Source organism: Bradyrhizobium sp. CCGUVB23 (assembly GCF_024199885.1).
Classification (GTDB): Bacteria; Pseudomonadota; Alphaproteobacteria; order Rhizobiales; family Xanthobacteraceae; genus Bradyrhizobium.
Genome location: NZ_JANADQ010000001.1, coordinates 1,072,597 through 1,091,163, shown reverse-complemented (window position 1 = coordinate 1,091,163; position 18,567 = coordinate 1,072,597). Strand labels below are relative to the sequence as shown.

The following is an 18,567-nucleotide window of genomic DNA, read 5'->3' as shown; positions in this document are numbered from 1 at the left end:
GGCGACCAGCATGGGTCAGAATCCGGAATAGTACTCGTTCACCACTCTCGCCCGTCCCGGGTCCTCCCAATTCCAGTCGTTGTCATTGCCGTATCTCGGCGCTCCCCGCAGCCGTTCTGCGGTGAGATTGGATCGATATCCGCCAAGGCCCGTATCGTACTTCAAGGATTGCCAGGGGAGGGGGTAGTGATCGTCGCCGATTCCCAGGAAGCCACCGAAGCCGAGAACAGCATACGACACCTTGCCGCTGACCTTGTCGATCATCACACGCTCGATCGAGCCGATCTTCTGGTTATCGACGCCGTACACTGCGGTGCCCTCGACCTTATCGCTGCCGATCAGCGTTCCTGTTTCACGCCTTTCCGTTTCCATCGTAAATCCTCCTCGTTTTAGAAACATAGATGCGGTGTAACGGAGCGCGCCTGAGTCTCGTTCCTTTCGATCTCCACTGCGAAGGCGAGGAACTGACGGTAGGTATGGCGATTGAATCGTTGGATTGACGTTGGGAGTTTATCATGAAGTCCATACTCGCCGTTGCCTGTGTCGCCGTTGCTCTGATCTCCTCTGGCGCCGCCGAGGCAAAAGGATGCATCAAGGGAGCCATCGTCGGCGGCGTTGCCGGCCACGTGGCGGGCCATGGCAAGCTCGGCGCAGCGGTCGGCTGCGTGATCGGCCATCACGAGGCGAACAAGTCGGATCCCAACAAGGCGAATGCTCAAGCGCCGTCCGGTCGAAAGTGAACATTCACTCCGCATAGGCTGCTGGCTCGCATGGACGCGCGGATGCCATGAAAATCGTACTGATGTCCGGCGTCGCACGGTCGATCGAGATGCCATGAAGATCAGGTCGCATTCGGAGAGTCACATCGTCGAACTCGACGATGGCTCGCGCTGGCAGATATTCCCGGGCGATCTCGACGTCACGCTCAATTGGAAGCCGGAAACTGAGCTTGACGTCGTCGCGACGAAGGGCGACGTCGGTTCTCATGCACTCATCGGCGCCGGCGGCGTGGCCCGGGTCATACGCGCAGGCGAATCTTGGTCCGTACGGGAGGTGAGATCGACCCTCAAGAACGGCTGACCACCGCCCCGACGGCCGAACGCGATAGCCGACGTCTCGGAAGCCGAACGACCTGGACGCCACTCATCGAAAATTTCGGTCGCAGGAGGCGCCGTTTGCGCCAGGCCGATGCCTCGTTTTCCAGCTTCGTTGCCAGCCCTGCCTCATCGCGCCACTCCATGACATCCGACGTGCGCATGATTCCTCCATTCTTGAGTGCATCAAGGATCAAGAGGGATGGGATCGACCCTCGTCCGCCAAATGCAATCGCGCAATACGTTCCCGGTTCCGCAGGCTAGCAGGGAAAAAGTGGAAAGTCTCATGCCAAGCGCGGGGAACGATTTGCCAGCATTGGAGGTTTTTGCGGCGGCCGCAACCAGCGGCGAGGAGAATGACATGAGGAAGTTGCTATTGCTGTCCGCAGCGGCCGCGCTGATTTCGACCGGCGCGTTTGCCCAGTCCACAGTCACGACGACCGGGACCGGACATACAACCGCAGTTCAGATCGAGCCGGAGTACCGCACGAAGATTCGGAGCCACGTGACCGAGCACAAGATCCGTCCGGTCGAGACGCGCGAGAAGATCGTCGTCGGATCGCCGGTGCCGAGCGGCGTGGAGCTCGAAGCGGTGCCGGCCGAATGGGGGTCGTCTCTGACCAAGTATCGGTACGTCTATTCCGGAGAGCGCGTGATGCTGGTGGATCCGCCCACCCGAACCGTCGTCCAGGAGGTGGACTAAGACCGTCGCGGCGGGCCCGGGAGGAGCCGCCCGCCGCGAGCCGTCGCGCGACGCGGCAGGTCGGCGAAAAATGCGAACCTTAAAGAATGGCGGTCCCATGCCGATCATCAGATACTTCGTCTTTGTCGGTCTTTTTTTTGACAGCGCTGCTCTTTGCCGCCGACCGATATCTTCCTGCGTCGGTTGGTCACGCACCGTCCGCCGACCTCGATAAGACGATCATTCGCATTCGCTCGGCGCAGAGCCTTCCCGAAAAAATCGTGCTCGACACGCATAGCCCGGCGATGCTCGCGCCGATGGCAGCTGCAGCGGAAGTGGCCAATTTACCTTCTCGCGAAGCTTTTGCGGCGATGACGGAGGCGACGGTGCCGAAGACTGAAGACCAGAAGCCGCTTGCGCAGAAAGTCGCGCGGCAAAGGCCTCGTGCGAAGCGGTCGGCAAAACTGGTGCGCAGGCCGACGGAAAGTCGGCTGGCTTTCGACCGTCGTGATTTCTCTGGAACGTGGTGATCGGTTGCTCCCGCCGGCCTGACGAGGACGCCACGGCCTGTGCTGCCACTAGCCGGAAGTTTAAGGGAAAAACCGGAAACTCACGCCAATCAGGCGAGTTGCCGTCCGACAAAGTCTCTTTTTGCGGAGTCGCAAAATGGTCGCCGATGTCTCGTTGCGAACGGCCGTGGATACGGTCTGGTCCCTGTTTCGGGCTAAGCATCGCGACGTCGATGCCGCGGATAGCCGCCGCTGCCTGAGCGACATCTGCAAGGGAGATGGGAAGCGCGTGTGAGCGACGCCGAAGAACTGACAGGGTTCGGCCTGGCTTACCTGGAGCGCCTTCCCGAAGACGAATGTTGAGTCCGATGGAGGGGCTCGTCAGGCGAGTCACGCTCGACAGCGCCAGGCCAGCCTGGACGTTGCTCGCTATCTCGGAGCTCCTATCCGCGGCGGTCGTGCTCGTCTTTCGGGCCGTGCTTCCAGTCTAGGGGGAATCGATGCGCATCGCCCAACTTGCTCCATTGGCCGAGAGCGTTCCCCCTAAGCTCTACGGCGGCACGGAGCGAGTCGTGGCGTGGCTGGTGGATGAGCTGGTCGAACTTGGGCACGACGTCACGCTGTTCGCGAGCGGCGATTCCCGAACGAAAGGGAAGCTTCAGCCCGTATGGCCGCGCGCGCTGCGCCTCGGACGGCAGCGTACAGATCCAAATGCGGCCTACGCGCTGCTGCTGGAAGCCGTTTCGCAACGAGCGCAGGACTTTGATGTGATCCACGCTCACATCGACTGGCTACACCTCCCGCTGCTCGGCAGACTGGGCGTGCCATTGCTCACGACCATGCACGGGCGCCCCGACCTACCGGGGCTGCCCGGTGTAGTTCGAAAATTTTCACGAGCCAGCTTCGTTTCGATTTCGGACCATCAGCGCCTACCACTTCCGGATGCAAATTGGAGCGGCACGATCCAAGACGGACTGCCCCCGAACCTGTTTCGGCCGTCGTACGGAGAAGGATCCTATCTGGCGTTTCTCGGGCGCCTTACGGCGGAGAAAGGTCCGGAAGACGCGATCCGCATAGCGCGCGCAGCCGGAAAGCCACTGCGCATCGCTGCAAAGATACCGCGTGCCGAGACCGCTTACTTCAAAAAATATCTCGAGCCTCATATCGACAGCGAGACAATTCAGCTAGTCGGCGAGGTCGACGAAGTAAAAAAGCAGCCATTCCTTGCGCAGGCCGCCGCCTTACTGTTTCCAGTTGATTGGCCCGAACCGTTCGGCCTAGTCATGATCGAGGCGATGGCGTGCGGAACGCCTGTTATCGCCTATCGCTCGGGCTCTGTGCCGGAGGTCATCGACCACGGAGTAACGGGCTTTATTGTGAACAGCGAGGAGCAGGCTGTCAGCGCGGTAAGCAAAGTGGCGCAACTGGATCGAAGAAAGGTGCGCGCGCGGTCGAGGAGCGCTTCTCCGTGCAGCGAATGTTAAGAGAGTACGAGAGCCACTACCGAGCGCTGATCGCCGCGGCTCCGATAGGAGAGAGCGCGTGCTTCGAGCGGTAGCGCTCGAGAAGATCACGGCAAGGCAAGTACCAATCGCTCGGTCTCTACTGCAAGATCATGCGGGGCGGCATTGTTCAGGGTTGGCGGTCGCCCCAAGCGGACATCATGCCGTCCGGTCGTGCTGATGCACAATCATCCGGGAGGAGATCCAACACCATCGCGTGCTGACATCGAGATGACGCGAGTGATTGTTGAGATCGCGAAGCAGTTCGGTATTGCGATCCAGGGCCACATCATCGTCGGCAAGCAAGGTCACGCCAGTCTGAAAGGACTGAAGCTGATCTAAACGACGCCGCTTCTTGGGGCCAATCCGGACCTTATCCTCGGACCCAATGAGAACATACGCGCGTTCATCCGCAGAGCGATCAGCGGATGCGCGCACCGCGGTTGTACCCGCGCATCTTCCCGTCGCTCGCAACGACGCGATGGCACGGTATCGACAGATCGTAATTGGATCGCATAACGGCTCCGACAGCCCGTGCGGCCTTCGGAGTTCCAGCTTTTGAAGCGACCTCTTTGTACGTCATCGTCTTGCCTTTCGGTATTTTCCGGACGATATCGCGCACTTTGTCGGAGAACGTCTTTTTCATATGCCGAGTGTAGCCTTCTTCAAGTTGACCGCTAGGAGTGTTCTTTATGTTTGTATGGAACGTAATTCTTTGCCGACCGTTCCCGGCACCGACAATAGTCACAATCGCCGGCGGCGTCCGGTAAGGCGTCACTGTGGAGGCACTTTTTAGTTTTCTTGAGCGTCCCTTCCTTGCCGGCCTTACTGGCGGTCGCGGCGGCGAAGTTGTTGATCGACGAGAGCGTGCCGAAGGCGAGGTAGATGTGAGCCCAACGGCAACGCCCGGATGACATCCAAAGTCTTAAATGGGAGGACCCTTCATGACCGTCTACGTCGTTGGACAGCTCAAATTCACCGATCGTGCGGCATACGAACGCTACGCTGCGCGTTTCAGGGGCGTACTCAAGCAATTCGGAGGAAGGCTGTTGGCAGCCGATGAGCAGCCAGAAATCATCGAGGGGCGTTGGGATAGGGACAAGATCGTGCTTCTGTCTTTTTCAAATGCGACGGCTTTCCGCGGGTTCTTCGAGTCAGCCCAATATCGGGAGATTGCAAAGGACCGAAAGGCGGGAGCGGATACCCTTCTGTTGCTGGTGCACGGCATTGATGGTGGCGGCTGATTCCGCCAGTCCGCTAGACTGGAGCGACGAATAACGAGCCGTCTCGTCCTAATCTCCGCCTAAGCTGCAAAAGCGGAACGCAGGTTCGGCAGCGATTTGATGACGAGCCAGAATGGAATAGCGCAAATGCACGCAATGAATCTTGGTAAGGTCGATTTGCAAGCTCGGAGTTAACTTGAAGAGTTGCCGTTTTATCTGCCCGGTGGTGGTCGCAATCGGCTCGCTGATTATGATCGGCATCACGCTCTGCAAGGATTGGCCGCAGTGAGGCAGTCCGACCACCAAGGTGCGCTCAATCAACTACCGAATGATCTGCAACCTTCTCGCGCCCCTCGATGTGAACCGTGCCAACATCGAGCACACGCCGTGCACGTCTGCTTGGCCCCCAATTGCGGCGCGAGAGCAGACAATCCGGGACCGCCGAGACGCAACATGCACTGAACGGCGAAATCGGCGGAAGCGCCACCGGGTGAGCGAGTGCGGCGCCGCCTTTTCTTCACGCTCAGATGGCCGCCGCTAGTCAGCGGGCGCGCGCCAGCTTTCGACGCCATCATTTAGATGACGCTCCTGTTTGCGCAACTCATCGATTAGACGTTCGAGGTATGGCGGCAGGGGCGAAGTTTCGCGAGATAAGTCCTGTTGCAACCTTTCACCCACCTCGTCACAGATCGACCGGGCGGTCTTATGGTCGATGTGGTCCGATATTCGGCTGATCGGTTCCATGACGCGACTTCTTTGATCGGGCCCCACGATTAACTTAAGTTACAGAGTGGGAAATTGTTTCGCGTTCCTCAAACGTCGTCGATAGTTCCATGGAGTGGGAAGATCCACGTCTGGGTCGCGCCAAAAGGCGTCGCTGCCGTTGCGTGAATTCCCAGGGGCAGTGCCCGTCCTCCTTACACCGCGAGCAGAGGATGAAGCTGTGAGCGACACAACTCCGCGACATCGCGAGCGACGGCGCGCCGCCCGGCAGCGAGTACGGGCGAATGCTTCCTAACTGGGACGCCTCTTCAGGCGTCGGGACCTTCGTCAAATGCTAGGTCAACTTTGGATCTCTCTGAGGTGGCCACGGCTGGGCCTCCGGGTCAAATGACCGAGGTGAAGCTGTCGGGCCTCTGTCCCTGTCCGAAACCCTAATCCGGCCGGTACGTGAGGTCGAATCGCGCAATGCTTTTGTCTCATGAGAGAAGCTTACAGTCTGGTCTGGTCGGTGCTGGTCCTGTTGTTCCGGTCGCGGGTCTCGTTGGAAGCTGAGATCCTGATCCTTCGTCATCAACTTAACATCCAGCGTCGGCATGTGCCGAAGAGGGTGCCCTTCAGTGCCATGGATCGCCTGATCTTTGTTGGTCTGTATCGTTTGGTGCCAAATACCATCAAGGCGTTCACGATTGTGACGCCGGATACCGTCATCCGTTGGCACCGTGCTGGTTTCAGATCGTATTGGCGCTGGAAATCGCGGCACCGCTGCGGTCGACCAACTGTACCGTTGGAAATTCGCCGGCTGATCCGCGAGATGAGCATCGCCAACCCATTATGGGGAGCGCCGAGAATCCATGGAGAGCTTCTCAAGCTCGGCATCGAGATCGGACAGACCAGCGTCGCCAAGTATATGGCGCGGAGGAGGAGCCCTCCCTCGCAGGGATTTGTCATAGAAGTTATAGATTGTGAAAATATTGATAAATCAAAAGGTTAGTTGCAAGAGCCAAGCCGTTTGTCCGGTTTGTGTCCGGTCTGTGCAACATCAGACATCACTATGCAGCATAGGGCACGAACTAACGTCCCATGACGGCGTCGGCATGCCTTGCGACGCCCGCGCATGCCACCCTCGGGCACAAGCGGTTGCCAGTAGCGCTAGGAGACGCCTGGGGGGACATACAGAGATGAAAAACCGCAATGATTGCGGCATAGGCTCGAAAGTCTCAGCGGAGTGTAAGTCGGAGATATTCAGCGGTTAGAGAGGCCGCTTATACATTCGATGCATTGCCCGGTGTCTTACAGCGGCGCGACCGTGGGACCGGACCAACGGAGCGCGCTAAGGATCGAGCAGCGCCTTCGGGTGTTGTTTTCGATGCGGACAACTGGCGGTCCGGTCTTTGTATCTCCGCGCAAATTCAGCCTTGTCGGCAAGCCGGTAGGCTTTCGCGCGGCCACGCGGCGCTCTGCCCCGTGTACGCGCGAGAGCAGCTTGCGCATGATCCGAAAGTCGCCTTTCTTGGCGTTCCTCAGTTCGCGCATTGAAAAAAGCGTGCCCGGCTCTGCAGCCTTGCGGACAGACCCCGAGATTCGTGACCGGATCGGCAAAATTTTGGGAGTGCGAGCCGTCGCACCGGTGGCCAAATCGATCTCCACGAACACGATGGGCGCGCCTCAGCGCCTCGCGCCAATTGCGCTATACTGCCCCGATAACAACAAGCTACACGGGAGCATGCGCATGCAATTCAGGGTTTCGCCGAAATCGCTTCGCGACGATGTGCCCGCCGAGCAGTGGCAGGCGCGGGTCGATCTCGCGGCCGCGCATCGCCTCGCCTATATGCACGGCTTTTCCGAGGGTATCTTCAATCATCTGACGCTGGTGGTGCCAGGCCAGAGCGACCGCTACTACCAGATTCCTTTCGGCACCCATTGGTCGGAGGTGACGGCCTCGACCTTCATGGAGGTCGGCATCGACGACAGCGAGGTGAAGAGCGGCGAGGGTGATGTCGAGCGCTCCTGCTATTGCATCCATGCGCCGATTCACAAGAGGCTGCCGCAGGCGAAGGCCGTGTTCCACACCCACATGCCCTATGCCAGCGCGCTGACGCGGCTCGAGGACCCCCGCATCAAGGAGATCGGCCAGACCGAAGTCGGCCTCTCCGAGGCCATCGCCTATGACGATGAGTATTCCGGCCCGGCTATGGACCCCGTCGAAGGCGCGCGGCTTGCCCGCGTCATCGGCAACAAGAGTGTCCTGTTCATGGCCAATCACGGCATCACCACCACCGGCGCAACCGTCGCCGAAGCCTACGACAAGCTCTATTACGTCGAGCGCGCCGCGCAGGTGCAGATCTACGCCATGTGGACCGGGCAGCGGCTGAAACAGCTGCCGACGCCCGTAGTCGAGAAGACCAAGCGCGACTACAGGGACGACCACCTCTACAAGAGCCCGATCCCCGCGCAGCGGCACTTCGATGCGCTCAAGCGCATCCTCGACCGCAAGGAGCCGGACTACGCTACGTGACTTCTCCCCTTGCGGGAACCGGATTGGCGAAAATAAGTCAGAAAATACAACGGTTATGGCTTGGTGTGTCCGCCGTTGTGTCCCGATCCGCCGCCGCCTCTGGGAAGGCCGCTGATGCGCCCGAACTCCGAGCCCGGTGTGTCTGTAGCACGAGCGCCGGAAAAACGCTTGGGTGGGGCGTGCTACGGTCCTGTCGCCGCTGCTGCGTGCCGGTCGGCCGGTATCCCTCTTAGGCCGCGCTCTCGCCGCGTTGCTGCAGCCTTCCCGGCACGCCCGATCCACCGTCCTGACCGCGACGCGCGACGCCGCCATGTCGGGCCTTCGGTGGATACGAGCGCGAGGCTTGCTACCAGCTTCTGCGTCCGCTTAGATGGTTTGGTGAGTTGGCCTATAGGGAGTGCGACGGAATGTCTGCGAACACGACAAGGCGCGACTTTGTGACGGCTATCACGGGCGCAGCAATCGGCTCGGCGGCCGGAGCGACAATGGCGACGGCGCAAGGGGCCGCCCAATCCACGAATGTTCGATTGTTCATCGCCATCATCGAACGTGGCTTCAATCAGGGAGATCTCTCCATTGCTGATGAAGTGTGCGCTCCAAAACTGTCTGAGCACGAATACCTCGCCAAGACCGATGTTCTCGGTCCAGAGATTTTGAAGGATCAGATCCACACAGCTCGCGGCAACATACAAGGGCTCACGCTTACGGTTGAAGACCTCGTCGAGAGCAGCGACAAGGTCTGGGGCCGAAGCACAGCGACCGGAACACACCGGCGCTCAGGCAAACCGATTAGCATGACCGTCATCGACATATGCCGATTTGAAAACGGAAGGCTAGTTGAGCATTGGGGAGTGCCGGATCGCTTTGCGATGCTTCATCAGGCCGGAGCTTTGCCGCCGCCCAAGCAATAGCTGGTCCGAGCTTCCAGTTATGGCCTCAAAGCGGTGGTCCAAGGATTACCCGCTCTCCGCCGCAGTTTGATGCCTCACTGTGGCCAATCCTTGCAGAGCGTGATGCCGATCATGATCAGCGAGCCGATTGCGACCACCACCGGGCAGATAAACGGCAACTCATCCAGCAGGCCGACAAGGGCCGACCGGACGCGGAGGGTTCTCTTCACATGCGCGAAGCGCCTGCCTGCCACATCCATCGGACATCTCCGTTTGGCCCCCAGCGGCGGCGGTCTCACTCTTCAGCACGAAGCGATCTCCGGCTATAGCTCATTAGGATGTATCCCTGGATCAAGGTGAAGGAACCCTTGCATGGCCTGCTCGGCCCTCGCCGTCGATCAGCGACGCTGCAGCAGGCTGTGACCGCGCTGTCCCTATCCTGTTCCCCGCGCTCCGGCGCTCTGTACGGTCTGCCCCGGACCCCCGAAGCTCGCTTTACATGCTCGCGGTGCGCCATGCTGTCATGCACCTCGCAAACGATGCCGCTTTTGCCGGTGGCACTATTTGGTTACAATGCCTTTCGAGAGACAATCATTGGTTCAGGAGTGTCGAACCATGTTTGTGCACATCACCACAGACCGAACGCCTCGTCTCAATTCGCTCAGTGACTTCGGCATAACGAGCGGCTCAAACCCAATCGTCAGCCTGAGTGAATTCACCTACCCAAAAGGTAAGGTAATCTACGGCGAGAAGGAGCCTGCCGAGTACGTCTATCAGGTAAAAGCAGGCGCGGTGCGACGTTACAAACTGCTCTCCGATGGTCGGCGCCAGATCGGCGCGTTTCACTTGCCCGGCGATATCTTTGGACTCGACAACGGTGAGACGCATCGATTTACGGCAGAAGCTGTGGTCAAGACCACTGTTCGCTTGATCAAACGGCAAAGCCTTGAGGTGGTGGCCGACAGTGACATGGTCGTCTCACGCAACCTGCTCGGCATGACAACCAGCAACCTGCAGCATGCGGAGAACCACCTGCTATTGTTGGGACGCAAGTCCTCGCAAGAGAGAGTTGCTGCGTTCTTGCATGAGATGGACGAGCGCTTGAGCTCTGCCGAAGTAATGTCGCTGCCAATGACACGTCGGGATATTGCGGACTACCTTGGCTTAACGCTAGAAACAGTATCGCGTGTCGTGTCACAACTGCGGAAAGCGGGCGTCCTCGATTTCATCGGCAATACTCAACGGGAGATCACAATCCTCGACCGACAGCGGCTTGCGAGCTTTCTGCAAAGCTAGATGTGACGGAAGTCAGCTAGACGCTTGCCAGTTGCCCTCCCTTGAGATTTCTCGATGGTTGCCGAGGTAAGTTGGTCCCTTGATTTAGCGCAATGCGCCGTCTTTGTTCTGCCCGACCGTCAGGGAATGAAACCGCCCGAAGAACCTCGCCAAAACAAGGAGACGACCAAGCCCTCGCGCTTAGAGGAGGCGCGTCGAATTATCGAGGAGTACGCGAACGACCTGAGGGAAATCATCAAAAAGCTTCGTCGGCACCTTAATTGAAGTCGCCTCAATCTGGCGGGCCGCTTTGATCTCCGATGTAGCCTGCGGGCCCAAAGCAACGGTATCGGATTATCCGCTCTCGTGCCGTTGTTGGAGCGTGCTCATGTTCCCGTCTGCGACTTACCCATCTTTAATTTGAACACTGGTCGGGCTTGCGGCAGCTATCCCCGCATGACCCACCGCACAATGCCTCCTGCTGAATACCGTTCGATTGCATCCGCATATCGGGCTCAAGCAAGGCAATCCGGAATTTCTCAAAAACGAGCGTCCCTTCTGACGAACATAAGCCGGACGTTCAGTGGTCTGGCGAGCCAGCTTGAAATCCTGGAAGCCGACGTGGCAGCGGAGCAAAGGACGCTGCGATAGGTGCTACGGCCTTGCCACCGCCGCTGCGGCCCGGTCGTCCGGTGCTCCCTGCCGCTCGGTGCGGCCTTCCTACGGCCTCGCCCCTGACGCCGGTCGCTCGCTCCGAGCCTTACCGCTTTTGAGACCCAATTCGGACCTCCCGAGTTGACACATTGAGCCGTGCCACGGGCCGCCGCTTGGGGCAACAGGGCCCTCCCGCGATTACCGCTCACGGGTCCACAACAAAGTGCTAGGCTCCTCCCTGTCCCAAGGACGCGTTTTGCCTGGTCGTTCGGAGGGCGCTGTGGCGGAGCAGCGGGTTCAAAGGCGATTAGCGGCGATCTTGGCTGCCGACGTGGTCGGTTACTCTGCGTTGATGCAACGCGCCGAAGAAGCCACCTACGCCGAGTTCGAGCGGCTCAAGCGAGAACTGATCGAGCCAAGCCTCTCCCGCCACGAAGGCCGACTTATCAAGACAACGGGCGATGGCGCACTTGCAGAGTTCGCCAGTCCATTAGCCGCTGTGGGATGCGCGGTTGAGATACAGGATGGTCTCGCTTCGGGCAGCCATGGCTTCAAGCTGCGCATCGGGATCAATCTTGGTGACGTAATCGTTGGAACCGGCGGCGATCTTTTTGGCGACGGGATCAACATTGCTGTCCGCCTGGAAGGGTCAGCCGATCCAGGCGGCATTCTGATTTCCGAAAAGGTGTATAGCGAGGTCGAGGGTAAGCTGGACGTTGGCTTCGAGGACCGAGGCGAACAGCAGCTCAAGAACATCACCAAGCCGGTTCGCGCCTACGCTGTCCGTGCAGGCGAGCATGGCGCGCTGATCGAGAGGATAAGTGCCGCACCTCCGCTACCCGACAAGCCATCCATCGCCGTGCTGCCGTTTGAGAACATGAGCGGCGATCCCGAACAGGAGTATTTCGCGGATGGGATGGTTGAGGAGATCATTACAGCGCTTTCGCGCTTCAAATGGTTGTTCGTCATCGCCCGAAACTCGAGCTTTACGTTCAAAGGCAAAGCCGTTGATGTCAAGGAGGTCGGACGCAGGCTTGGCGTCCGCTATGTCCTTGAGGGGTCCCTGCGCAAAGCGGCGGGGAAAGTTCGCATAACAGGGCAATTGATTGATGCGATCACGGGGGCACACATTTGGGCGGACAGGTTCGAACGTGACCTGACAGACGTTTTTGCTCTCCAGGACGAAGTCACTGTCGCCGTTGTCTCAGCCATTCAGCCAAAGTTGCTTCAAACAGAAATTGCAATGGCAACGCGGCGGCGACCGGAGAGTCTCACCGCCTATGATTTTTATCTCCGAGCCATGCAACAGTCTTACCTAACGACCCGCGAAGGGGTGGCCGAGGCGCTAATGCTGGCGCACCGCGCGTTGGAGCTGGACCCGCGGTTCGGTCCTGTCGCTGCTCTCGCAGGCCTCTGTCACATGCGCAACGTCGTTTGGGGCCACGCTGTCGACCGTCAATTCGACCGCAAGGAAGCGGTTCGGCTTCTTCACCTGGCATCGAGCGTCGATGAGGGGGATGCGCAAACGTTGGCATGGGTTTCCATAACATCGGCGTACATGATTGGCGATTATGAAAGTGAGACCGAAATGGCCGACCGGGCGGTCGTGCTAAACCCGAACTTATTTGACGCATGGTACTGTAGAGGTTGGGTCTATAAAGTTGCGGGGCTGCCGGAGGAGGCGATCCGGAGCTTCGAACGCGCCATTCGCATGAGCCCGGTAGACCCGCTGCTCCACCGGTCGTTTACTGGGATGGGGTATGCCCTCATCGAGCTTGATCGGTTTGACGAGGCCATCGCGGCAGGGAGGAAAGCCCTACGTCAGAACCCCTCCTTTTCGACAGCTTACCGCTGTCTCGCGTCTGCCTTCGTCCATCTCGGACGCGACGAGGAGGCGCGTGAGGCGGCGGCGCACGTGCTTGAGACCGATCCCGCCTTTACAATATCCGGGTATGTCGCTCGGGGCGGGCAATCAAACTCGAAGCTGCTGATCGAGGGCCTTCGGAAAGCGGGGTTGCCCGAATGAGCCCACTGCGCAGTGCCGATGAGGGAATCGAAATGACGGCTTATGGCCCAGCGCCAACATGGCCGGGCCAGGCTCGTGCCGCCACCTGATCGACCCGCTAAACCTATGCCATTGGGCGCAAAGCGGCGGTCCCGGATTGTCCGCTCTCGCGCCGCTGGCCGCTGACAACTTGCGCCACCGCTCCCGGTGCGCGACGATAGATGTGGACGTGCTGCGATGCCGCGCGCGCGGCGTGCTCTATTCAGTTGCTGCGTAGTCGATGCCTGCTGGTGCCTGAACGATGGTGTGGTGACTGAGGCTTCTCTCCTTCACAACCAGACCAAGCACAATAGCTGCCATCACTACAGCGAGCGGTCGAAGTTCTTCTCGACAAAGCATGAGGGATCAACGTGCGCTGCTTTCATTCAGTTCCCCCAGTCTGGTTCGCTCGGCCAACCTTGCCTTAACGAAATCCGGTCTTCCCGTCGACAAAACTGATGCACTCCTGTCGGTACCAGAGATCGTAACTGTGGGCGCTCGTGCCGCACGATACTCCATGTAAAGCTGACCAGTGACCAACATCACGCCAGCCCAGACCAGCACGAGCATCGCAACTACCAACTGATGGGTGTCGTTCATGAGCGTCACAAGTCCCGTGCGTCACTCAAGGTGAGCGCGGTTCCGCTCTTGGGGGCAATGGGGCGAAAAGCGCGGAACCGCGCGAGGCCCGAAGGTCCTACTTGGACAATCAATACGTGTATCGACCGTTCCCTTGGTGACGATAGGAAAAATAGGCATAGGGACGGATGCGCCTTTCTCAGGCGTCGCCCATGCGGGACGAACGTCACCGCGAGGCCGCCTGTGCGCTGGCGCGGGCCTGCCCGGTGTTCTTGTAGCGCTGCGCTTCCGGCGCGCTGTACGGCCTTTCTGCGGCCTCGATGCTACGCGCATTATGCCGCCGCTAGCCGTGCGCTGAACGGTGTCACGACCTCATGGCGAGGTGTTTGGAATGCCGCCGCACCTCTAACTTGGCATATCGATGCTAGCGAGCCGTCGCCGGTCGAGGATCACGATCTCGCGTTGAGTGTTTCCGACGAAATTGAGGATACCCTCTCCGTGCAATTGCGATACCGCACGCGACACAGTTTCCAGCGTCAAGCCGAGATAATCGGCGATGTCGCGACGGCCCATCGGCAACGACATTATCCCGGCTTTGGTCAGCCTGTTGTCCATCTCAAGCAGGAACGCGGCGACCCTTTCCATCGATGATTTGCGCCCGAGCAACAGCATGTGGTCTTCGGCGTGGCAAAGGTTGCTTGTGGTCGTGGTGAGCAAGTTGCGAAACACCACGGCGTCCGTCTCTGCTACATCCTCAAGTGTCTGCCGGCTGATTTTCCTGACGGTAGTCTCAGTCACTGCTTCTGCAGTGAGGCGATGGAGGGTGCTGTTCTCCAATCCAAAGACATCGCCGGGCAAGTGAAATGCGCCGATCTGCCGACGACCATCCGAAAGAAGTTTGTAACGTCGCACCGCGCCCGTCCGGACCTGATACACGCAGTCGGCGGGCTCGTTCTCGCGGAAGATTTCGCTTCCTTTCTTGTACGTGAATTCGCTCAGGCTGACCGACGAGCCACTCATCATGCTGACGCGCGTAAACATGGGCCTACCCCGCTGCTGCATGAATGATGGAGGCGGAATGACCGGGTCGTCCGCGTCCCGAGGTTGCATTCAGCCAAGCAACGCTACAGCGGTCAAGTTCTCGAAAGTTCATTGTACAAAAGGACAATGCCCGATCCCGATAGGTCAGGAGGCCACTTGCTGAGCAGGCGGGTCGGTCCCTTTGGCACTGGGGTCCTCTGAGGCGCATGAGAAATGCGGGGGACGCGCGACCGCTTCTATTGAGAATATCTGCCGCGAGAAAATTCGTGGTTGCAGTTGCAGGGAAGGCCTATTCAATGTCTGCTACGCCCCGATAACGATCAGAATTCCGCATCGCAACGAACGGGCCGGAACAGCGGCGATTAGTTGGCGGTTTCCCCGTGATGGAAAGCCTCTTATCCCTTTTGCCCCCAGACCGCAGCCTTTGGCAGCACGCTACGGCGTATCAGCGCTTCTGATGGCGTGCAGCCTCGCCGTATTCGCCGCGATGGAAGCGCAAAGCGGCTTCATCGGTCTGTACATTCTGTTGCCCGCGATTTTTCTCGCAGGTTTGATGTTTGATCGAGGAAGCGCATTCTTCGCTACCCTGCTGGCAGTAGCGGGCGTGCTGTGGCTGTTGCGTACGCAATGGACTTCCACGCTCGCACTTCCGCTCGTTTTCTTTGTTTTTGTAGGGTTCGCCTTCGCCGCATTTGCCGAGCTCCTTCGCAAAGAGATGGAAAAAGTGGTCGCTTCAGAGCGATCTAAGTCGCTCTTGCTCCAAGAGATGGCGCACCGGACTAAGAATAATCTCGCGATGCTCAGCGCAATGGTGCGATTGCAGTCTCGTACTCTCGGGCCGGAGGTATCCGACGCGCTAGAAGAGACGTCGCAGCGCATCCAAACGATGGCCGAAGTGTATGATCATCTTATGCTGCGCGACCAGACGAAGATTGTCGACCTGAAGGAATACATCGGCGACATTGTGCGCAGGCTGATGTTGCTTGGCGGCGAGAAGCCAGTCGCGGTACGCTGCGAGCTAGACGAAGCGTACGCGCACAGCGAGGTCGCAGTACCAATCGCGATTATCATCAATGAGTTGGTTACGAACAGTATCAAGTATGGGTTTCCCGATGAGCGACCGGGGCAAATCCTCATCAAGCTCCACGCAGACGACGAACTGGTAATCTCGGTCTCAGACGATGGTGTCGGAATGCCCGGCCCCGAGCAATCGAGGAAAGGCGTCGGCTCGAAGGTAGTCGCGCTACTGGTTCAACAGTTAAACGGCAAGCTAGTGTATTCGGATGCACAGCCGGGCTGTCGCGTAGAACTTCGGATGCAGAAGCCCAAGCTATAGGGGTTTCGCTAATCGTCCGCTATGTCCCGGAAGCGGAAGTGAGTTATCCTGTCCCCGACGCAACAGGAGCGAACGATGACGGGCCCGTCACCGCGTCGGCACTCGCGCTACACCTCGATTGCAGCCGTGCCCACATCGGCAAACTCGAAGCCGAAGGCGTAATCCAGCGCCAACGTGGCGGCTTCCCGCTCGACCAGAGCCGCGTTGCCTACCCGCGACATCTGCGGCGCGAGCGGCAGCAATCGCCGCGCAGTGAGGCCGACGCTGATCACGTCAGGGCAAAGACCGAGATGCTGCAACTGCGTCTGATGGAGAAGCGGCGCGAACCGGTGCGCCGGGAGGATGTCGATGCACTGATCGATCAACTCGCTGGTGTCACGCTGACCGCCCTGTCGAGCCTGCCTGCGCGGTGCGCGCCGCGTTGCGATCTGGCGACCCGGCGCAGCATCGAGCGGATTGTGTTTGAGGTGCGCACGGAAATCGCAAACCTCTGCCTCCAGAAGGCCGACGAGAGCGGCGAGCCGCTCGACCCGTGACCTTCGACCGCGCCTTCGGGCGCTTTCTCGCTCTGGAAGTGCCCAATCCCCTGTGGTTTGATGCCCAAAGTGGATCAGCGAGGGCCTCCGTGGCGGGCGGGCGCGTCGAGCGGCGATTGGCGGCGGTGCTGGCGGCGGATGTCGCCGGTTATTCCCGGCTCATGGGGGCCGACGAAGCCGGCACGGCCCGAGCAGTCCGCGAGCACCGCGTCGTCATCGATGCGCTGGTAGCAAGGCACGGCGGTCGCCTCGTGAAGTCCACGGGGGACGGTGTACTGCTTGAGTTTCCCTCGGTGGTCGATGCAGTCGAGTGCGCAGTTGCTGTTCAGGCAGTGATGGCCGAACGGAACGAAGTGGTGCCGGTTGATCGCCGGATGCTTTTCAGGATCGGGATCAACCTCGGGGACATCCTGATCGAGGGCGCCGACATCCTCGGGGACGGTGTCAACGTCGCGGCAAGATTAGAGGGCATCGCGGAGCCCGGTGGTATCTGCATCTCGTCATCCGCCTACGAACAGGTTCGCGAGAAGGTCGCGGTCGAGTTCACTGATCTTGGCGAACAGACGCTCAAGAACATCGCGCGGCCAGTCCATGCTTATGCGGTTGGTGTTCGTGCGAACGGCGCTCAGCAAACCAGCCCCCTGACAGCTTCTGCTCCGCACCTGTCCATCGTGGTGCTACCGTTCGCGAACATCGGTGGCGATCCCGAGCAAGAATACTTCGTGGACGGGGTGACCGAGAGCCTGACCACGGATCTGTCCCGCATCTCGGGTGCGTTCGTGATCGCGCGCAACACCGCGTTTACGTTCAAGGGCAAGGCCATCGACGCAAAAAAACTGGGGCGCGAACTGAATGTCCGCTATGTGCTTGAAGGCTCGGTGCAACGTGGCGGCAATCGCCTCCGGGTGAACGTGCAGTTGATCGATGCCGAAACGGGTAACCACCTGTGGGCCGAGCGTTTTGACAAGCCTGTTGCCGACGTTTTTGACATGCAGGATGAAATCGTATCGTGGCTCGCCAACGCTCTAAATGCCGAACTCATAACAGCTGAGGCCCGACGCTCGGAACGTTCATCAAATCCCAGCTCGATGGACTTGTACTTTCAGGGCAAGGCTTGGTGGAACAAAGGGCTTACTCCAGAACATATGGCAAAGGCGCGGAGCCTTTTTGAGCGTGCGTTATCGCTGGACCCTCTAAATATCGAAGCAATGGTGGGTGTGGCGAGTGTTGATATGGCGGTTCCGGGGGCCTTCATAGCCGATGATCGCGCTGCAAGACTTGCTATGGCAGAAACAAATTTAATGAAGGCATTGTCCCACGTGCCGAACCATGCGTTTGCCCATATGCTCTTGGGCGCCGTTCAAATGTATACGAACCGCGCGGCTCAAGGCTTAGCGGAATGCGAACATGCGTTGGCACTGGACCGTAATTTGGCCGACGGACACAGCTTCATTGGTCTCGGTAAGTACTTCGTGGGGCGTGGTGAGGAAACCGAAGCCCACATCCGTGAAGCGATCCGCCTCTCTCCTCGCGATGTCGTCGCTTTCCGTTGGTTTCTGGTGGCCGGGTTCGCGAAACTTCAGCTATGTCACGATGCTGAGGCCGCAAGCGCGCTACTCCGAAGTATCGAGGTCAATCGAAACTATCCCATCAGTCATATTTCTCTCGCTGCCGCCTTAGCGCTGCTGGGCTCGCTGGACCAAGCGAAGGCCGCAGCAAAGGCAGGGCTTGCACTCGATCCAACCTTCACCATTCGTCGGTTTCACGATGGCGCATCGACCGACAATCCCGCTTATCTCGCTGGGCGTGAGCGCATCTGCGAGGGAATGCGGTTGGCCGAGGTGCCTGAGGGCTGATGAGTTCACAGCTTGAGGTTCGGCCCTTGGTCGTGTCCGTTGTATCCGATCTGTTATCCACCGCAACCCGTAGCGGCTTGCCCGCCCCGGATCGCTCGTCGCATCCTC

At 59.3% G+C, this 18,567-nt stretch carries 21 protein-coding genes and 2 pseudogenes; 16 read left to right on the top strand and 7 right to left on the bottom strand.

The window, feature by feature from the left end:
* Positions 1-15 precede the first annotated feature (15 nt).
* The gene (locus tag NLN62_RS05145; protein WP_254107741.1) at positions 16-372 is read right to left on the bottom strand and encodes a PRC-barrel domain-containing protein; all 357 of its coding nucleotides are present in this window, start codon (positions 370-372) and stop codon (positions 16-18) included.
* Positions 373-515: 143 nt separating this feature from the next.
* On the opposite strand from NLN62_RS05145, the gene NLN62_RS05140 reads away from it, so the two are divergent.
* The 6 genes and pseudogenes from NLN62_RS05140 to NLN62_RS05115 form a co-directional block, all read left to right on the top strand.
* Positions 516-740: a hypothetical protein gene (locus NLN62_RS05140; protein ID WP_254107739.1), complete on the top strand. Its 225-nt coding sequence runs from the start codon at positions 516-518 to the stop codon at positions 738-740.
* A gap of 94 nt (positions 741-834) precedes the next feature.
* Positions 835-1,080 carry a hypothetical protein gene (locus tag NLN62_RS05135; protein WP_254107737.1) on the top strand — a complete coding sequence of 82 codons (246 nt, stop codon included), beginning with the start codon at positions 835-837 and terminating at the stop codon, positions 1,078-1,080.
* 216 nt (positions 1,081-1,296) lie between these two features.
* Positions 1,297-1,797 (top strand): DUF1236 domain-containing protein, encoded by a 501-nt coding sequence (locus NLN62_RS05130; RefSeq protein WP_254107736.1) that lies wholly within the window; start codon positions 1,297-1,299, stop codon positions 1,795-1,797.
* A gap of 122 nt (positions 1,798-1,919) precedes the next feature.
* Entirely contained in the window at positions 1,920-2,306 is a 387-nt protein-coding gene (locus NLN62_RS05125) for a hypothetical protein (protein WP_254107735.1), read from the top strand.
* 479 nt (positions 2,307-2,785) lie between these two features.
* A pseudogene (locus NLN62_RS05120) lies at positions 2,786-3,843 on the top strand (glycosyltransferase family 4 protein).
* Positions 3,844-3,931: 88 nt separating this feature from the next.
* A pseudogene (locus tag NLN62_RS05115) lies at positions 3,932-4,129 on the top strand (JAB domain-containing protein); the annotation flags it as partial.
* A 79-nt stretch (positions 4,130-4,208) separates the two neighbouring features.
* Here the strand turns inward: NLN62_RS05115 and NLN62_RS05110 are convergent.
* The gene (locus NLN62_RS05110; protein WP_254107734.1) at positions 4,209-4,433 is read right to left on the bottom strand and encodes an MGMT family protein; all 225 of its coding nucleotides are present in this window, start codon (positions 4,431-4,433) and stop codon (positions 4,209-4,211) included.
* 298 nt (positions 4,434-4,731) lie between these two features.
* On the opposite strand from NLN62_RS05110, the gene NLN62_RS05105 reads away from it, so the two are divergent.
* On the top strand, positions 4,732-5,031 hold the full coding sequence (locus NLN62_RS05105) for a DUF1330 domain-containing protein (RefSeq protein WP_254107733.1): 300 nt from the start codon (positions 4,732-4,734) through the stop codon (positions 5,029-5,031).
* 48 nt (positions 5,032-5,079) lie between these two features.
* On the opposite strand, the gene NLN62_RS05100 is transcribed toward NLN62_RS05105, so the two are convergent.
* Complete coding sequence (locus NLN62_RS05100) at positions 5,080-5,271, bottom strand: hypothetical protein (RefSeq protein ID WP_254107731.1); 192 nt, start codon at positions 5,269-5,271, stop codon at positions 5,080-5,082.
* Between the two features lie 940 nt (positions 5,272-6,211).
* Here NLN62_RS05100 and NLN62_RS05090 point away from each other — a divergent pair.
* Positions 6,212-6,724 (top strand): hypothetical protein, encoded by a 513-nt coding sequence (locus NLN62_RS05090; protein ID WP_254107728.1) that lies wholly within the window; start codon positions 6,212-6,214, stop codon positions 6,722-6,724.
* Positions 6,725-7,023: 299 nt separating this feature from the next.
* Here the strand turns inward: NLN62_RS05090 and NLN62_RS05085 are convergent, their stop codons facing one another.
* The gene (locus tag NLN62_RS05085) at positions 7,024-7,386 is read right to left on the bottom strand and encodes a hypothetical protein (protein WP_254107726.1); all 363 of its coding nucleotides are present in this window, start codon (positions 7,384-7,386) and stop codon (positions 7,024-7,026) included.
* A gap of 76 nt (positions 7,387-7,462) precedes the next feature.
* Between NLN62_RS05085 and NLN62_RS05080 the strand changes: the two genes are divergently transcribed.
* Together NLN62_RS05080 and NLN62_RS05075 are read left to right on the top strand one after the other, a co-directional pair.
* The gene (locus NLN62_RS05080; RefSeq protein ID WP_254107724.1) at positions 7,463-8,248 is read left to right on the top strand and encodes a class II aldolase/adducin family protein; all 786 of its coding nucleotides are present in this window, start codon (positions 7,463-7,465) and stop codon (positions 8,246-8,248) included.
* A 407-nt stretch (positions 8,249-8,655) separates the two neighbouring features.
* Positions 8,656-9,159 (top strand): ester cyclase, encoded by a 504-nt coding sequence (locus NLN62_RS05075; protein WP_254107722.1) that lies wholly within the window; start codon positions 8,656-8,658, stop codon positions 9,157-9,159.
* A gap of 74 nt (positions 9,160-9,233) precedes the next feature.
* On the opposite strand, the gene NLN62_RS05070 is transcribed toward NLN62_RS05075, so the two are convergent.
* Positions 9,234-9,398: a hypothetical protein gene (locus tag NLN62_RS05070; RefSeq protein ID WP_254107720.1), complete on the bottom strand. Its 165-nt coding sequence runs from the start codon at positions 9,396-9,398 to the stop codon at positions 9,234-9,236.
* Positions 9,399-9,753: 355 nt separating this feature from the next.
* On the opposite strand from NLN62_RS05070, the gene NLN62_RS05065 reads away from it, so the two are divergent.
* The 3 genes from NLN62_RS05065 to NLN62_RS05055 all read left to right on the top strand — a co-directional run bounded on the left by NLN62_RS05065 (position 9,754) and on the right by NLN62_RS05055 (position 13,093).
* The gene (locus NLN62_RS05065; protein ID WP_254107718.1) at positions 9,754-10,434 is read left to right on the top strand and encodes a helix-turn-helix domain-containing protein; all 681 of its coding nucleotides are present in this window, start codon (positions 9,754-9,756) and stop codon (positions 10,432-10,434) included.
* Positions 10,435-10,488: 54 nt separating this feature from the next.
* Positions 10,489-10,698, top strand: a complete 210-nt coding sequence (locus tag NLN62_RS05060) for a hypothetical protein (protein ID WP_254107716.1) — start codon at positions 10,489-10,491, stop codon at positions 10,696-10,698.
* Between the two features lie 649 nt (positions 10,699-11,347).
* Positions 11,348-13,093 carry an adenylate/guanylate cyclase domain-containing protein gene (locus NLN62_RS05055; RefSeq protein ID WP_254107715.1) on the top strand — a complete coding sequence of 582 codons (1,746 nt, stop codon included), beginning with the start codon at positions 11,348-11,350 and terminating at the stop codon, positions 13,091-13,093.
* Between the two features lie 1,002 nt (positions 13,094-14,095).
* On the opposite strand, the gene NLN62_RS05050 is transcribed toward NLN62_RS05055, so the two are convergent.
* The gene (locus NLN62_RS05050; protein WP_254107714.1) at positions 14,096-14,731 is read right to left on the bottom strand and encodes a cyclic nucleotide-binding domain-containing protein; all 636 of its coding nucleotides are present in this window, start codon (positions 14,729-14,731) and stop codon (positions 14,096-14,098) included.
* Between the two features lie 424 nt (positions 14,732-15,155).
* Here NLN62_RS05050 and NLN62_RS05045 point away from each other — a divergent pair, with 424 nt between their 5' ends.
* The gene (locus NLN62_RS05045) at positions 15,156-16,067 is read left to right on the top strand and encodes a sensor histidine kinase (RefSeq protein ID WP_254107713.1); all 912 of its coding nucleotides are present in this window, start codon (positions 15,156-15,158) and stop codon (positions 16,065-16,067) included.
* 107 nt (positions 16,068-16,174) lie between these two features.
* Here the strand turns inward: NLN62_RS05045 and NLN62_RS05040 are convergent, their stop codons facing one another.
* Positions 16,175-16,366, bottom strand: coding sequence for a hypothetical protein (locus NLN62_RS05040; protein WP_254107712.1), 192 nt, complete (start codon positions 16,364-16,366; stop codon positions 16,175-16,177).
* On the opposite strand from NLN62_RS05040, the gene NLN62_RS05035 reads away from it, so the two are divergent.
* Together NLN62_RS05035 and NLN62_RS05030 are read left to right on the top strand one after the other, a co-directional pair.
* The gene (locus NLN62_RS05035; protein WP_254107711.1) at positions 16,358-16,603 is read left to right on the top strand and encodes a hypothetical protein; all 246 of its coding nucleotides are present in this window, start codon (positions 16,358-16,360) and stop codon (positions 16,601-16,603) included. The two genes, NLN62_RS05040 and NLN62_RS05035, sit on opposite strands and share 9 nt — an antisense overlap.
* An 89-nt stretch (positions 16,604-16,692) precedes the next feature.
* Positions 16,693-18,459 carry an adenylate/guanylate cyclase domain-containing protein gene (locus tag NLN62_RS05030; protein ID WP_254113342.1) on the top strand — a complete coding sequence of 589 codons (1,767 nt, stop codon included), beginning with the start codon at positions 16,693-16,695 and terminating at the stop codon, positions 18,457-18,459.
* The last annotated feature ends 108 nt before the right edge of the window (positions 18,460-18,567 follow it).

What these genes read in the sequence shown, in the direction of transcription:
- NLN62_RS05065 (WP_254107718.1), top strand. Translation starts at nt 9,754, where the DNA reads ATGTTTGTGCACATCACCACAGACCGAACGCCTCGTCTCAATTCGCTC.
- NLN62_RS05100 (WP_254107731.1), bottom strand. Translation starts at nt 5,271, where the DNA reads ATGCCGATCATAATCAGCGAGCCGATTGCGACCACCACCGGGCAGATA.
- NLN62_RS05075 (WP_254107722.1), top strand. Translation starts at nt 8,656, where the DNA reads ATGTCTGCGAACACGACAAGGCGCGACTTTGTGACGGCTATCACGGGC.
- NLN62_RS05135 (WP_254107737.1), top strand. Translation starts at nt 835, where the DNA reads ATGAAGATCAGGTCGCATTCGGAGAGTCACATCGTCGAACTCGACGAT.
- NLN62_RS05110 (WP_254107734.1), bottom strand. Translation starts at nt 4,433, where the DNA reads ATGAAAAAGACGTTCTCCGACAAAGTGCGCGATATCGTCCGGAAAATA.
- NLN62_RS05130 (WP_254107736.1), top strand. Translation starts at nt 1,297, where the DNA reads ATGGGATCGACCCTCGTCCGCCAAATGCAATCGCGCAATACGTTCCCG.
- NLN62_RS05105 (WP_254107733.1), top strand. Translation starts at nt 4,732, where the DNA reads ATGACCGTCTACGTCGTTGGACAGCTCAAATTCACCGATCGTGCGGCA.
- NLN62_RS05070 (WP_254107720.1), bottom strand. Translation starts at nt 9,398, where the DNA reads ATGGATGTGGCAGGCAGGCGCTTCGCGCATGTGAAGAGAACCCTCCGC.
- NLN62_RS05080 (WP_254107724.1), top strand. Translation starts at nt 7,463, where the DNA reads ATGCAATTCAGGGTTTCGCCGAAATCGCTTCGCGACGATGTGCCCGCC.
- NLN62_RS05035 (WP_254107711.1), top strand. Translation starts at nt 16,358, where the DNA reads ATGCTGCAACTGCGTCTGATGGAGAAGCGGCGCGAACCGGTGCGCCGG.
- NLN62_RS05050 (WP_254107714.1), bottom strand. Translation starts at nt 14,731, where the DNA reads ATGTTTACGCGCGTCAGCATGATGAGTGGCTCGTCGGTCAGCCTGAGC.
- NLN62_RS05145 (WP_254107741.1), bottom strand. Translation starts at nt 372, where the DNA reads ATGGAAACGGAAAGGCGTGAAACAGGAACGCTGATCGGCAGCGATAAG.
- NLN62_RS05090 (WP_254107728.1), top strand. Translation starts at nt 6,212, where the DNA reads ATGAGAGAAGCTTACAGTCTGGTCTGGTCGGTGCTGGTCCTGTTGTTC.
- NLN62_RS05060 (WP_254107716.1), top strand. Translation starts at nt 10,489, where the DNA reads ATGGTTGCCGAGGTAAGTTGGTCCCTTGATTTAGCGCAATGCGCCGTC.
- NLN62_RS05140 (WP_254107739.1), top strand. Translation starts at nt 516, where the DNA reads ATGAAGTCCATACTCGCCGTTGCCTGTGTCGCCGTTGCTCTGATCTCC.